The organism is Peribacillus sp. NPDC096540 (assembly GCF_050278525.1).
Classification (GTDB): Bacteria; Bacillota; Bacilli; order Bacillales; family DSM-1321; genus Peribacillus.
This window is the reverse complement of record NZ_JBNNTG010000030.1, coordinates 36,466-50,626: the sequence shown is the minus strand read 5'-3', so window position 1 is coordinate 50,626 and position 14,161 is coordinate 36,466. Positions and strand designations below refer to the sequence as shown.

The 14,161-nt window shown below is 41.6% G+C and carries 10 protein-coding genes; all 10 read right to left on the bottom strand.

The window, feature by feature from the left end; translation table 11 throughout:
* Nucleotides 1-114: 114 nt before the first annotated feature.
* A complete protein-coding gene (gene ffh, locus ACQKMR_RS21720; RefSeq protein WP_230158133.1) occupies nucleotides 115-1,455 on the bottom strand; it encodes a signal recognition particle protein in 1,341 nt (446 codons plus the stop codon).
* A gap of 11 nt (nucleotides 1,456-1,466) precedes the next feature.
* Entirely contained in the window at nucleotides 1,467-1,799 is a 333-nt protein-coding gene (locus ACQKMR_RS21715) for a putative DNA-binding protein (RefSeq protein WP_427699182.1), read from the bottom strand.
* Nucleotides 1,800-1,906: 107 nt separating this feature from the next.
* A complete protein-coding gene (locus ACQKMR_RS21710; protein WP_427699181.1) occupies nucleotides 1,907-4,693 on the bottom strand; it encodes a VWA domain-containing protein in 2,787 nt (928 codons plus the stop codon).
* Nucleotides 4,683-6,446: a VWA domain-containing protein gene (locus ACQKMR_RS21705; protein WP_427699180.1), complete on the bottom strand. Its 1,764-nt coding sequence runs from the start codon at nucleotides 6,444-6,446 to the stop codon at nucleotides 4,683-4,685. The genes ACQKMR_RS21710 and ACQKMR_RS21705 overlap by 11 nt, the downstream gene beginning before the upstream one ends.
* 9 nt (nucleotides 6,447-6,455) lie before the next feature.
* Complete coding sequence (locus ACQKMR_RS21700; RefSeq protein WP_427699179.1) at nucleotides 6,456-7,319, bottom strand: DUF58 domain-containing protein; 864 nt, start codon at nucleotides 7,317-7,319, stop codon at nucleotides 6,456-6,458.
* Entirely contained in the window at nucleotides 7,319-8,323 is a 1,005-nt protein-coding gene (locus tag ACQKMR_RS21695; RefSeq protein WP_427699178.1) for an AAA family ATPase, read from the bottom strand. Before ACQKMR_RS21695 ends, ACQKMR_RS21700 begins: the two co-directional genes overlap by 1 nt.
* Nucleotides 8,324-8,330: 7 nt before the next feature.
* A complete protein-coding gene (locus ACQKMR_RS21690; protein WP_427699177.1) occupies nucleotides 8,331-9,911 on the bottom strand; it encodes a hypothetical protein in 1,581 nt (526 codons plus the stop codon).
* Nucleotides 9,908-10,759, bottom strand: coding sequence for an ABC transporter permease (locus tag ACQKMR_RS21685; RefSeq protein WP_427699176.1), 852 nt, complete (start codon nucleotides 10,757-10,759; stop codon nucleotides 9,908-9,910). The genes ACQKMR_RS21690 and ACQKMR_RS21685 overlap by 4 nt, the downstream gene beginning before the upstream one ends.
* Nucleotides 10,756-11,691, bottom strand: a complete 936-nt coding sequence (locus tag ACQKMR_RS21680) for an ATP-binding cassette domain-containing protein (RefSeq protein WP_427699175.1) — start codon at nucleotides 11,689-11,691, stop codon at nucleotides 10,756-10,758. Before ACQKMR_RS21680 ends, ACQKMR_RS21685 begins: the two co-directional genes overlap by 4 nt.
* On the bottom strand, nucleotides 11,688-14,066 hold the full coding sequence (locus ACQKMR_RS21675) for a hypothetical protein (RefSeq protein ID WP_427699174.1): 2,379 nt from the start codon (nucleotides 14,064-14,066) through the stop codon (nucleotides 11,688-11,690). The genes ACQKMR_RS21680 and ACQKMR_RS21675 overlap by 4 nt, the downstream gene beginning before the upstream one ends.
* Nucleotides 14,067-14,161 lie beyond the last annotated feature (95 nt).

Below are 14,161 nucleotides of genomic sequence, written 5' to 3'. Positions count from 1 at the left end.
ATAATATCAAATGTCTTGTATGTTTGTAAAGGTTTTTTTCTTAACAGGTGAAAAAAGTGTTGAAATACATGGCTTCAGCCTGCATTTACGCCTCGTTTCGACCTAAAATAAACCTTACATGAACGGGAATTTGAATCCCTTTTTCTTCCCTTTTTGCATATTTGTAACCTGTTTCATCATCTTTTTCATTTCTTCAAATTGCTTTAGTAAACGGTTCACTTCTTGAATAGATCTGCCGCTTCCTTTGGCAATCCGTTTTTTACGGGATGCATTCATGGTTTCTGGATGTTCCTTTTCCTGCGTAGTCATTGAACGGATGATAGCTTCAACATGACCGATCTGTTTCTCATCGATTTGAAGGTTATCCATCCCTTTCATCTTGTTCGCACCAGGAATCATTTTCAAAATGTCATCAAGCGGTCCCATATTACGCACCTGACCAAGCTGCTCAAGGAAATCATCAAAGGTAAAAGTAGCGGTACGCATCTTTTTCTCTAATTCTTTCGCTTTTTCTTCATCTACATTGGCTTGTGCTTTTTCGATAAGGGTTAATACATCACCCATACCAAGGATTCTTGAAGCCATCCGTTCTGGATGGAATGCTTCAAGTGCATCCAATTTTTCACCCATACCGACGAATTTAATCGGCGTGTTGGTGACTGAACGAATCGAAAGTGCCGCACCACCACGTGTATCCCCATCAAGTTTCGTTAATACGACCCCAGTCAGGCCAAGCTGCTCATTAAAGCTTTGGGCCACATTGACAGCATCCTGCCCGGTCATCGCATCAACAACGAGGAAGATTTCATCCGGTTTGGTCAATTCTTTGATATCTTTCAGCTCGCCCATCAGGTTTTCATCAACATGAAGACGACCTGCGGTATCAATCAACACATAATCATGATGTTCTTCCTTCGCTTTTTCGATCGCCTGTTTAGCAATTTCAACAGGACTGACCTGATCCCCAAGGGAAAAAACAGGCATGCTTAATTGTTTGCCAAGTGTTTCAAGCTGCTTAATCGCCGCCGGACGGTAAATATCAGCCGCAACGAGCAATGGCTTGCGGTTGTATTTTTTTCTAAGAAGATTGGCAAGCTTTCCGGTGGTAGTTGTTTTACCTGCCCCTTGAAGCCCTACCATCATAATGACAGTAGGTGGTTTCGAGGCAACGGCTATCTTGCTCTGTTCGCCGCCCATCAGCTCCGTCAATTCTTCCTTAACTACTTTAATTACCTGTTGACCGGGGGTTAAGCTTTTTAGCACTTCCTGGCCTACCGAACGTTCACTTACACGCTTTACAAATTCCTTCACGACTTTAAAGTTAACGTCCGCTTCAAGTAGGGCCAATCGAACTTCACGCATCATTTCTTTAACGTCTGCTTCGTTGACCTTCCCTTTTCCACGGATCTTTTGCATCGTGCTTTGCAGTCGGTCGGCCAATCCTTCAAATGCCATATTGCCGCCTCCTAATCCAACTTCTCAAGCGTTGTAATTGCGTCAATCAGCTTCTCTTTTGAAAAGGATTCCTTTTCTATGAGTTCCTTCATATTCGCAATCCACTGGTTACGCTCTTGAAATTTTTGAAATAACAATAGCTTTGCTTCATATTCCTCAAGCATTGCTTCTGTTCTTTTTATATTATCATAGACTGCCTGTCTACTCACTTCGTATTCATCGGCAATCTCCCCAAGAGAGTAATCATCCAGATAGTAGAGGGACATATAGCTCTGCTGCTTCTCTGTTAACAACGATTGGTAAAAGTCATACAAATAGTTAATCCGCGTTGTCTTTTCAAGCATCTTAGCAAGCCTCCCTGCTGTTAAGTGAAAACCCTTTACAAGTTTATATTGTATAGCGTAGCCTATTTGATGTCAAGCTAAACTCCTTACCACTTGTTTGGAAAGCATTATTTTTTTCGTTTTCTCGCTTCCAGAAGGCGTTTCATCTGGTTCTCTCGCTCTGATTCGGATAATTTCTTTTCAGGTTGGTTCTGTTTCCTGCGTTCTGTCACTGGTCTAACAGATTGATTATTAGACTCTGAATTCAGGTTTGCCTTCCCCGTTTTACGTGTTTTATGTGTCGCTTCTTGCACAGTTTTCAGTTTCTTAACTGTTTCAGCCGGTTTTAATGATTTAGTTCCTGTCTTTTTAAGAATTCCTGCAAATAGGTGCGTAACTCTATGCAAGCCAAAACGACGTATTGTAATTTCTACAAATAATAGTAGGAACGCCGCTAAGAGAAGCCAATGGCTAATGCTTTGCTTTTGTCTGGCTGTGGTCTGTAAATCACGGAATGCCTGAGCCTCAGTTTTCAACTCCTGGCCACCCGTAACAGCCAACAATTCCTTGATAAGCGACTTGTTTAGACCTTGCTGCAGATACTCTTCTGAATAGGGCACCGTGAAACCTGTTTGATACAGGTTCGTACTGCCTTCATTGTTTGCCTGTTTTACACTGATAAAATACATGCCAGACTGCTTTGGGATAATAATTTCATATTTCCCAGGAGCGACGAGCTTTGTATTCGCATCAACTATTTCTCCATTTTCCGAAACCACATCTGCAGATAAAGGCAGGTTGTTTTGTGAGGCCGATTCTAGCATAATCACGGTTTCTTCACCACTATTTTCCTGAGTAAGAGTATATGGCTCACTCTCGAATTTAGGAAGTGTTATTGTGACCAATTGATTGAGGAAAGAGCCCCACTTACCCCAAGCAGGCCAATCACCAGACCATTTGCCACTTAGATCCGAGGTGAAGGCCACTGTCGTCCCCATTCCATATTGCCATTGAGCGAGGACTGGATCTTCTTTTTCACTGACCAACGGCAGGAAAGCACGCTGTTTCGCCGTTGTCGCGATATATGCATTCATCTTAGGTACTCCATCATTAAACAAGCCATTCCATTCAGGAGTATCCTGTATGGATGGATAAAACGGATTGTCCTCGATATATGTACGGCTTGCCATCACCGTTTCACGTGATAAAATGCTTGGAATTACAGAGGCATCCGTGACATCGTAAAAACGCCCCGTTCCGAATTCGGCCAAGTCCTCGAGCAAGTTCTTATCGGCATCACTGCCAATGGACACCGTTGAAAGTGTTATGTTCTTTTCCTTCCCGTCTTCGATTAATGCTTCATAATCGCTAGAAGTATTTGACTGACCGTCCGTTAACAAAATAATATGCTTACGCTGTAACTTTTCATCCATTAACTTGTTATACGCCATCTCAAGAGAACTGTAGATTTCCGTACCACCTCCTGGAGCAAGCGAACGGATTTTCCCCATGGCTTCTTCCTTATCCGTGAGTGGACCGGCTTCGATAATTTCCCAAGGGCGGTCATCAAAGGCAATGAACCCGAAGGTATCTTTCTCACGTAGAAGCTCTACGGACCGGGCCGCGGCTTCTTTTGCTAATGAAAGCTTGTTGCCAACCATACTGCCTGACCTGTCGAGAACAATCATTAATCCGAGCGAAGGCATTTCTTTTTTTCCTTTTATATCCATGTCCACTGGTAGCAGATGCTCAATTGGAGTCTTGAAATACCCTCCAAGTCCGAAACTATTTTCTCCTCCAGTCATCACGAACCCATTGCCGAATTCCTTGACGGATTGTTCGATTAATTTCATCTGATTTTCCGTGACAGAGGTTGCAGAAACATTGTTAAACACAATCGATTGATACTGTAAAAAGCCAGATAATGTAGTCGGCAACTTTTCTGGTACGGTCGTCTCAACAATCAGTCCGCTTCCTTTTAGAATTTTTTCAATCCGACCGGTCCCTTCTGCCTCGACAATCAGAATTTTTGGCGTCCCTTTTACTTTCGTAATCGCCTGTAGCTGATTATTTTCCGTAAAGGTGTCCTTTTCGGCAATAATTTCAGCTTTGTATACCTGTAAACCTGTATCATCTGCTGTATGGTTAAATGTGTATAAATTGGCCCCTTCCTTTACATCCACGTTTTTTTTGATAATTTCCTGATCGTTCAGTGAAATACGAACGGTCGCTTTTTTTGCTGAATTACTATCCACTTCTAAAGATAGCTCCGTTTTTTCTCCTTGATATAAGGAAGGAGGTATCGTTAAATTCCTGATAGCAATGTCCTCGCCAGCCTCCTCAATTAAAGGGACCACATCGAGTTCGATGTTTTTGTTCTTTAGTAATTTTGCCGCTTCCACGGCATTGCCTGAAGTTTCATTGCCATCCGAAAAAAGCACAATCCTGCCGCTTGAGTGACTCGGAATAAGTGATGAGGCAAACTGAATTCCAGACTCTAAACGGCTTGCATCTTCATCAACTTTGCCACTATATTGAGTAATGGATGAATGTTTTGTCGTTATCGCCTGCTCGGCAACAGCACTGTCACCAAATGCAGCCACCGCAAACGAGTCATCTTTATCCATTTCCTCCGTGCTTTTCTCAATCCAGGCAAGCGTTTTAGCTTCCGAATCTTTGACACTTGCAGAACGATCAACTAAAAAAACGACCGTAGATCCCTTGAGAGGCAGTAATATTTGCGGAACTGTAAGAGCTAAGATGATGAGTAAAAAGATAAAGGACCGCAGTACCGCAACCACCGTCGTTTCCTTTTGCTTAGCCTGATGTCGGGATTTAAGAAGATAAAAATAAATAAGTCCTGCACAGGGAATGAGTAATAAAAAAATCAGCGGATAGGTAAACTCAACGCCCACGAAAATACACCTCCCATTCGAACATCAACAGTAGAAGGGCCGCACACGCTAGCCAATACCATAAATAATCCTGTTTATTATTGGATACCTCTTTCATATCGGTCGATTTTGTATTTATACTGAATGAAGGAGAGGGGATGATTCTTTTTTCACGTTCGTCAAGCAACACGGAAAAATAAAACACCTGATTTCCTGATACTGCTTCGTATGTACCAGGCATACTTGGAGCCTTAAAACCTTCTTTCTGTAAGTCTACGGAATAGAGATTACTTCCAGACTCTGAGAAAATAGTTAGTTTTTGTGTATCCTTTCCAAGGTTCAACCACTTTTCTTCACCAGGCTGGTAGTACCCCAGAAAATTCGTTTGCTGTGTCAGCCATTGAAACGAGTTATATAAAAAGATTGGAAAGCCCGGCTGCAACGGCCAATCACTATCAGCAACAGAAAAGTTCAATGAAATGATTGGTTGGCCTTGATATGTTCCTTTTTGTATGAGCGGAGAGTCGCCGCTTACGAGTACATTTGTCCATTGTTTATTGATAGGAGGGGATGTTGATTCAATATAAATTTTCTCTGTTTGAACATACTCCATCAACGGATCATCCGTTCCTAAAAGCTTTTCTGTTAATTTTTGTTTTCCTTTTTTAGCCTCGTTCACAAAAAGCAGGGGATATGAACCAAGTTCTTCTAGTTCCATCCCTTGGGCAATCACAACCCCATCCTTTCTAACTTTTTCTTTATCTTCAAGTTGGATGACGTCAAGCCCTATTGTTTCAAGTGCATTAATGAGAAAGGCATTCACATTTCCTACTGCATAAACCTTTTCATAAATCGCCGATTGAATAGCCGTCATTTCGTTGTCAGCGGAATAATTATCATTCACATTGATGGAAGCCGTGTAATAAGGCTTTTCTTTGAGTACTGGAATATCGACCGTTTTTTCACTATTGGCTTTAACAGACAGTTTTTTTGTAAAAAGAACTTCTTTTCCATTCGTAACTTGGAATTCGAGGGTTTTATCTTTCTTGGTTTGATTTTCAACGACAGCCACCCCGGTAATGCCTTCTTTGCGGTTGGCCGTACCAAATGAAAGTAATGACAGATTGTCATTTTGACTACTGAAATTATGTACATCAATCGGTATATCTTCAGATAGCCCGCTAAGGTCATCTTTCACAACCCTATCAGAAAAAAGATGGATGACCGTTTCTTTTCCGTTGGAAAGTGAGTCCGCTAATTTCAGTGCTTTATCAATATTTTCATGATCATACGTTAACTCTAATGCTGCTGTTTGTTTTTTCAGTACAGCGTGGTTAGTCTCATGATTAGCACGGATGATGGGCTTTTGACCAGCTTCTATAATAGTCACTTCTTGATTATCTACTTCTTTAAGCATCTCCATCACTTCTTGTTTAGCCTTTTCAAAACGGGTAAGTTCCCCATCTTTTGCACTCATTGTAGCGGATGTGTCGACTATAAGGATAAGATGATCGCCCGGAATTCCTTTTTGAAACCAAAAGGGACGGACTAACGAAAACATGAGGAGAAGAAGCACAAGAATCTGTAGCCAGAATAAAAGGTTATGCTGCAATTTATGAAGCCATGGGGAAGCTTGCCATTCATTCAGAACCTGCTCCCATAATAAATTGGATGAAATCTTTGTCGTTTCATATTGCTTCCGGAAAAAATAGAACAAAATCACGGCAGCGATAAAGATGATTAATAGAAAAAAGAGCGGATTAGAAATATGCATATCTTCACCTCAATTCATTAGCCCATGGCGTGGAAAGTCTTGAAATAAAATCGTCTGTATATCAGTTTCAGCACTGATAAGAATATAATGGCAACCAAAACTCCGGCATACCCCTTCAAGCTTTTGGTTATGTTCGGTAAGACGAGTCCGATAGTTTCCAATGAGCGAAGGATGGATGCTAACGTTAACTGCTGTATCCAATTCGCTGTCGACCAGTTTTAAGTCTCCGTTAAAGTCAGGATTTAGTTCCTCTTTTCCCAACAATTGAATGAACCAGATTTCTTGTTTTGCAGAACGCATTTTCCTCAATGTCGCCTCCACTTGATCAAGGGGCTCAAGGCCGTCGGAAATAATGATTGACAGCTGATGATTCTTCAAGATTACCTTGCCCAACTGATTAACAAAATGACCACTTTTCTCGGTATCTTCTAAACCAGCAATCTCCCGAAAAACGCCTTTTCGGTGAACCGCTCCCTTTCGGCGAATCGGATGGGCGGTCTTGGACGCAACTGGAATAAAGGCGAGCCGGTCCTCACCAGCAAGGACGACAAAGCTTAGAGAAGCTGCAAGCTGGCGTGCCTGCTCCCATTTATCAGGGAGAGCACGCATCGACGAGGTCACATCCAAATATATAGCCACCGACAACTCTTGTTCATCGAGGAACCGTTTAATATAATGCTTTTGTGTTCGTCCATAGACATTCCAATCTATTTGCCTCACGTCATCTCCTGGTTGATAGGCCCGGAAATCGGAAAATTCAAGGGAGGAGCCAAACGCACTCGATTTCCTTGAACCTTTATGCATCCCACGTTTCCTTGTTTTCACAAGTAATCTTTTTTTCTGCAATCTTTCTAAAAAAGCATAAGAACCCATCACACTGACAGTCCTTTACCTAATTTGTACGCCGATTCAACGACTTCAGCAATGATGGAATCAGCCAGCACCCCGCTTGCTTCTGCTTCAAAGTTGAGTAAAAGTCGATGCCTTAATACAGGATAAGCCGTTTGCTTTAAGTCTCCGGCAGAAACATGATAGCGTCCTGCAAACAGGGCTCTTGCCTTTGCCATTTTGATTAAGCTTTGCAGTCCACGGGGGCCACTTCCAAATTGCACATACTTTTGGACTACTTCTGGAGATTCCTCTGTATTAGGATGAGTACTGGCAATAATGGAAACCGCATAATCTAGAATTTCATCTGAGACAAGTACCTCTTTTACGAGTTTCTGCAAAAATATGACATCTTCAATTGAAGCTGCTTTTTCAATCCTAATGGTTTCTTTGCCTGTCGTTCTAAGAACAATCTGCTTCAATTCATCCTTCGATGGGTAACTGACATGAATTTTGCAGATAAACCGGTCCATCTGTGCTTCAGGAAGTGGATATGTTCCCTCCATATCAATCGGATTCTGAGTCGCAAGCACAAAGAACGGCTGTTCAAGCTGTTTCGTTTCGCCCATCACGGTCACAGTTTTCTCACCCATTGCCTCAAGTAGCGAGCTTTGGGTCTTTGGTGTCGCCCGGTTGATTTCATCAGCAAGGACGATATGCGAAAATAGCGGCCCCTCATGGAAAATAAATTGCTGCTTCCCGTCTTCATCAGGCTGTAACAACATCGTTCCCGTAATATCGGATGGCATTAGATCCGGTGTAAATTGAATCCTGGAAAACGCTAAATCCATGCATTCTGATATCGTCCGAACAAGCATCGTTTTTCCGAGTCCCGGTAGCCCTTCAAGCAGCACATGGCCGCCGGCAAAAATACTCCATAAAACTTGCTCGGTCACTTCCTCCTGTCCAACGATGAAACGGGAAATCTCCTGCTTGACCTTATCAATCAGCACTGCTGCATCATTAAATTGCTGTTCTTTCTCGTTCATATTCCCACTACCTTTCCGGATCAAGCTTGTTAAAATAATTTTTGACAAGATTATTTAAATCTGACGGCAGTCTGAGCCTCTCGGTACTTTGGCGATAAGAGTTCTCATACTGCTGATAGACCTCTTCATAATTTCGAAGATTCCCCTTTAATACAGGGCCGTCTGCCTCCTCTTCCTCGCCACTTCCCTCACCAAGCTGTCCGTTATCGGTTTCTGTATTCTGTTTCCCATCAGTCATTTCAGGAATTGTCAGCATTTCCCTCGGTCCCTGACCCGTTCCGCCTTTAGTGCCACCTTTCCCGCCACCGCCATTACTGCCTTGTCCTGATTGTTGGCCTTGTCCGACGCCTTGTTGTCCTCCTTGCCCCCCTTGTTGTCCTTGTCCGCCTTGTCCCTGTTGATTTGGAGCCGAGTTACCTGACTGTGAATTAGGCTGCCCGTTTGGAGAAGCTGAAGTTGAGGGCTGACCTAATGGCTGGTTGGCAGCCTTGTTGCCCTGTGCTCCCTTGTTATTAGTAAAGGCTAGTTGAGAAGAAGGCATTCCATTTTGACTCAGTTGATTCTGAAGTTGCGTTCCTGCTTGTTGGACCGCTTGGTTGGCTTCAGCTAGCTGCTTTACAAGCTCGTCTGACTTCATTGCTTCCTCCAACTGTTTGATTAGTGCCTCTAATTCTTCATCGCTTAATGGATTTTCCTGCCCTGTCAAACTCTCGAGTGCCTGTTTTTGCTCATCAGGAAGCTTATCCCACTTTTCATTCAACTTTTGCAGTTCCTTTTCAACCTTAGACATATCTTTTTGTGCAAGTGCCTTTGCAAGCTCGGAAAATCCTGATTTTTTCGTCTGTTCCTGCCATTTTTCAAGGAGTTTTTGCTTTTCTTTTTGCTTCACCTCTTTTAATTGCAGCTCACTTGATTGTTTAGCGAGGGCCTCAAGCGCCTTTTCGCCACCTTTCTCAAGGGCCATTTTTTTCTTTACCTCTTTCAATGTCTTTTCAACTGCGGGGTCTTTAGATTTGTTCGCTTTTTTTTCAAGCTCTTTTTTCACTTCTTCAACAATCTTCACTTCTTTTTCCAACTTCTGTGCTTCTTTCATTTCCTTGTTTGGGAAAAAAATGAACAGAAGCACACATACCGCTAAGCACAATGCTGACGTCAACCATTTAGGATAGAACCACCTTTTCTTCCGGCTTAGTACTTTCTCTTGATGGATTTTCATATTACGGATTGCATCTCGAAGTTGCAGAGTTTCAAGTTCACCAGAGTTTCCTAAAAAAGTAAACCCTGTTACGACTCTGTCATCCGGAACAAATTGATTTAACAACAAAGCTGCCATCTTTTTGTCTGGTTTCCGTTTAACGACTCTATATAGAAAGAATGCTAACAGACATATTAAACCTATGAAAAAGTAACGTAAAATAAATGGAATTACCATTAAGCGAGCTATAAACAACAGCAAAAATGACCATACAGCCACAGCCAGAAGGAGAAGCTGCCCCTCTTTCAGCAACAATTGCATTAAAAGTTGCTGTTGAATTGGCTTTAGAAGCTTGAGAAACTGACTTTCATCACTTATTTTTTCCTTTTTCATCGTCTAGCCTTCATACCGACCCGAAGTTTCTTTACGCTAAGTAAAACGGCGCCGATTAACAGTAAGGTATAGCAGATCAGATGTGCCGCCCAAAGGGGGAAATCAATGCCCGCTAACTTCTGGATTTCCTCGGAGTATGTAGGTTCGATGAAACCGATCATGACAATTGGTGTATTAAGCATGGCCCCTATATAAGGCAGAGGGTTTGTTGTAGGTGTAGCAGAATTCCCCTGCAATCCTAAAGCCATGCTAGAGAAAAGCAAAGTCAATAGGGCTGTCCCCCCCACTAAAAACAATGTGACCCCATAAGTGGTTACCATCGCGGCTATTGTTTTACGTACGAGTGTAGAGAAAAGTACGCCTATGCTGCCATACACGATGACAGTAAAAACATTGAACCCTAATACCATTAAAAGCTGTGCGGGTGAAATTCCGCCAAATAAAAAGACAATGCTATATAGCGGCAAACTAGCAACCACTAACAATAGCAAATAAGAAATGGATGAAATTAACTTTCCAAAAATAATACCCGTGGAGCTTTGCGACGTCGTCAATAGAATATTCAAGGTCTGCCGCTCCCGCTCACTGGAAATGACCCCAGCTGTCAGCCCTGGTGTAATGAAAAGAATCAAAGCTAACTGAACTACCGCTAGAAATATAAACATAGACCGGCTTGCATCAGGATCTATATGCCCCCCCATATTGGATAGCGATTGGATAAAGATCATGCCAATGACTAGAGCTCCAATAGCAAGAACATAAAATAAAACACCTAAAAAACTTTTGAAAGAGCGAAACCGCAGTTTAAATTCTTTATTTAAGACAGGATTCATCAGCCAGCTTTTCATGACAGTTCGACTCCTTTCGTAATTTCCATAAATACGTCCTCAAGATCCGTCTCAATTTCAGCAAATGAGACAATGGGCAAATCCTGTAACATACAAGACTTCAACAGTTTCTGTTGGGCAGATGCATCTCCTTTGAATAAAAACTGAATCGTTTCCCCATCAACATGTACGCTGATTTGACTAATGTCAGGATTGTCTTCAAAAAAAGCAATGGAACGCTCAACATCCTGATGTACTTTTACGATCAGGCTCTTTTCGCCTTGAAGTTTATGCTGAATTTCAGCAACCGTTCCTTGGGCTTTCAATTTCCCTTGATCGATTATGCCAAGTACATCACACATCTCAGCAAGCTCCGGTAAAATATGTGATGAAATCAAAATTGTTTTCCCCATATTCTTTAACTCTTTTAAAATCTCACGCATTTCCACCCGAGCACGTGGATCAAGGCCCGACGCCGGTTCATCAAGAATGAGTACCTCCGGGTCATGGATTAGGCTCCGTGCCAAACATAGTCGCTGCTTCATTCCTCGCGAAAGCAAGTCAACGTAAGACTCTCGTTTATCGGATAAATTAACGAGTTCAAGCAACTGAGGAATCAGTTTACTCCGTTCCGAAAGGGGAATTCCATAGCTAGCACCATAAAAGTCCAAATACTCCTCAGCTTTCAATTGATCGTACACCCCAAAGAAATCAGGCATATAACCTATTTGGCTGCGTACTTGTTTTGGCTCCTTCGAAATATTGTAGCCATTAATATAAGCGGTCCCTGAGGTTGGAGCAAGAAGGGTAGCTAAGATGGAAAAGGTCGTAGACTTTCCGGCACCATTTTGTCCGACGAACCCAAACACCGTTCCTTTGTCAATTTGCAGGTCCAGGTGATCCAATGCGGTGAAATTGCCATACTTCTTCGTTAACTGTAATATCTCTATCATTTCGTCACTTCTCCCTTCACATTGATTTCTGGCATCCTTAAACTTGAATCGTCTTCGCTTTCTTTAATTATCTTTATTTGAATGTCTCCTTCTTTTGAAATATATGAAGAGATCTCTTCTTGTCCTTCAAATGAAATAGCCCGTTCTCCAACAGGTATAGGTTCATATTTTTCAGTTGAAAAGTTATAGAGTTCATATTGAATTTTTTGTTTACTGAACTTAATCGACAATTGCTTCGCTTTAAACGAATGATCTTTCATAATTAATGGAACTTGGCTGATATATTCATATTCACCAATTTCAAACCAATGTTCTCCGATTCCGGCTTCTTCATCATAAGAACCGCGGATGACATCCACCCTGCTTTGGAACATTTCTTTCGAAAGGGTTACATCACCAGACAAAATCGTTTCTGGGTCGAAAGTTTGGAAAATAAGATTATCTATATTCTTCTTTGGCCTTTTCGATACTTTAATATCGACAATTGAATCACTGGTCACCCCAGCAATGACAGGATCAGTATCGGCATTTACTCCGCTAAAGAAAAAAGTTTCCGTTACATAAAGCAATTGATCTCTTCGGATTTTATCGAGGTCTACTTTTTGTCCTGCGTTCCAGTTATTCATCGGTCCTGATGTCACGGCATAAGGCTCAATCAAGAAGTCTCCCTTCAACTTTTCTTTAACCGTTATCGTTTCCCCTTTTTTTAACTTACCAAGATTAATTCTTTCTTGGCCTGACATGATTAGCAATTCTTTAAAGTCATATGGTGTTTCATTTTGAATCGTTCCGGTCAAGGTCTTATTTTCAACTGTCAAATCAGTCTTGAATTGACCCGCATCCCCTTTATAAACTTTTCCAAGTAAAGACCGAGTTGACCAATATTCAACGTTTGGAAAGATAAGTTTCGTATCTGTCGCTTTTTCCTCAAGGATTGGTGACCGTTTAATGTTTCCTCCTAAGCTTTCCTGCGTCATTGGCAAAGCAGTCAACTCATTTTTGGGGAAAGACAGTGCATAATCCCCACCTTTATTTGAGAGAAGGACATCAGATTGAAGTCCGACAAGTTGACCATCCTTAGAATGATAGATTCCGAGTTGATTCAGTTGCGGCTGAGCAAGACGGTCTTTCGCACCGACAGTAAAAGTCAAGACTGACGTGATACAGGCAATCAAAGGAATAATCCACCATGCATGCTCTCTTTTGTCGATTTTTTTCAAAACTATATATAAAATAGGTACAATAATTACGATGTAAACAAATAGTAGCAATAATAATTGTCCAATTGATAAGGTAGTATCATCAAAATAGCTATTAGGCTCATTCAATTCCCATTGTGCCTGCTCAATGAAATTTTCTGATGAAGAAAATGAGTTTATGTCTGCCTGATTTAAAATCTTTTCAAGCCAGGTGCCATACCCTTTCCATGAAGCTAGTGGCTGGTCTCCAAGTGAAAAGCCTGTTTGAACAATTATCCCGTTGCCGTACTGTTTTTTCACAATAGCCGGAAATTCACCGCTTTTTGTGACAATTTCCGCTCCTTTCTCTACATCACCAATAAAGCCAGGTATATAGCTAAAGGAAGGCCTCTCCTTTTCCTTTTTGGCAAAAAGGGTAGTTTCAAGCTTAACCTCTTTATCCATTTTCATCGGTAGAAGATCATAAATGGATCCGTATTGCTGTGCTCCATTTGGCGATGCTCCAGCAATTAAAATCCCCCCGGATTTGATCCAGCCTTTTAACGCTTCCTGCTGCGCTTCATCCAAAGCGGCAATTCCATATTCGTCAATAATCAAATAATTTATCATTTCAAAGCCTATAGACCGATTTGGCAGTTCTTCCTTTGTCAGGTCAATCATCGTAGATCCTGTAGATGGCAAAACTCTTAATTCAGTCAAGCGGTCATATTTTTCACTTAATACACCAATTAAGTCCTGACTTTCATCAAAATATTTTGGTGTTAATATCTTCGGACCTGAATAGTCTACTTCTTTACCATTCTGCCAATCTCCCTCATAGAGATAAATCGACTTATTCAATACGTTTCCATTGTAATTATCATCCGTATAGCCCGGAAGTGATATCGAATAGGTTTTCGAACTTCCCTTTGGCAACTCTACTTTTAGAGCCTGTGCCCCACCGTACTCATAAGTGGATTGAAATTGAAACATAAGCGTACCACTAAAGGCCTCTCCCTTATTTTCAATTTGCACTTTCAGCGGCATTGCCATTGAACGCTTTATGTAGCCATCAAAACCTGGTTCAATCGATATTTTAATCTTCGGGTCAGCTGCTTCTGCCTGTGGCGCCAACATATGTAAAAATATGCTAAAAAATAATAAATAAGCAGCTATTCCCAGTATTTTTCTGAACAACCTGACTCCCCCTTTTCTTCTCTAATAAATAGACGACCAAATACTGAAAAAGTATACAGCATTTGGGAAAAAAGTAAAGCGAATTTCAAAAAGTA

Bases quoted from the DNA above. Each gene is read 5' to 3' on its own strand.
- ACQKMR_RS21685 (WP_427699176.1), bottom strand. From the start codon at position 10,759: ATGAAAAGCTGGCTGATGAATCCTGTCTTAAATAAAGAATTTAAACTG.
- ACQKMR_RS21695 (WP_427699178.1), bottom strand. From the start codon at position 8,323: ATGAACGAGAAAGAACAGCAATTTAATGATGCAGCAGTGCTGATTGAT.
- ACQKMR_RS21680 (WP_427699175.1), bottom strand. From the start codon at position 11,691: ATGATAGAGATATTACAGTTAACGAAGAAGTATGGCAATTTCACCGCA.
- ffh (WP_230158133.1), bottom strand. From the start codon at position 1,455: ATGGCATTTGAAGGATTGGCCGACCGACTGCAAAGCACGATGCAAAAG.
- ACQKMR_RS21705 (WP_427699180.1), bottom strand. From the start codon at position 6,446: ATGCATATTTCTAATCCGCTCTTTTTTCTATTAATCATCTTTATCGCT.
- ACQKMR_RS21690 (WP_427699177.1), bottom strand. From the start codon at position 9,911: ATGAAAAAGGAAAAAATAAGTGATGAAAGTCAGTTTCTCAAGCTTCTA.
- ACQKMR_RS21715 (WP_427699182.1), bottom strand. From the start codon at position 1,799: ATGCTTGAAAAGACAACGCGGATTAACTATTTGTATGACTTTTACCAA.
- ACQKMR_RS21700 (WP_427699179.1), bottom strand. From the start codon at position 7,319: ATGGGTTCTTATGCTTTTTTAGAAAGATTGCAGAAAAAAAGATTACTT.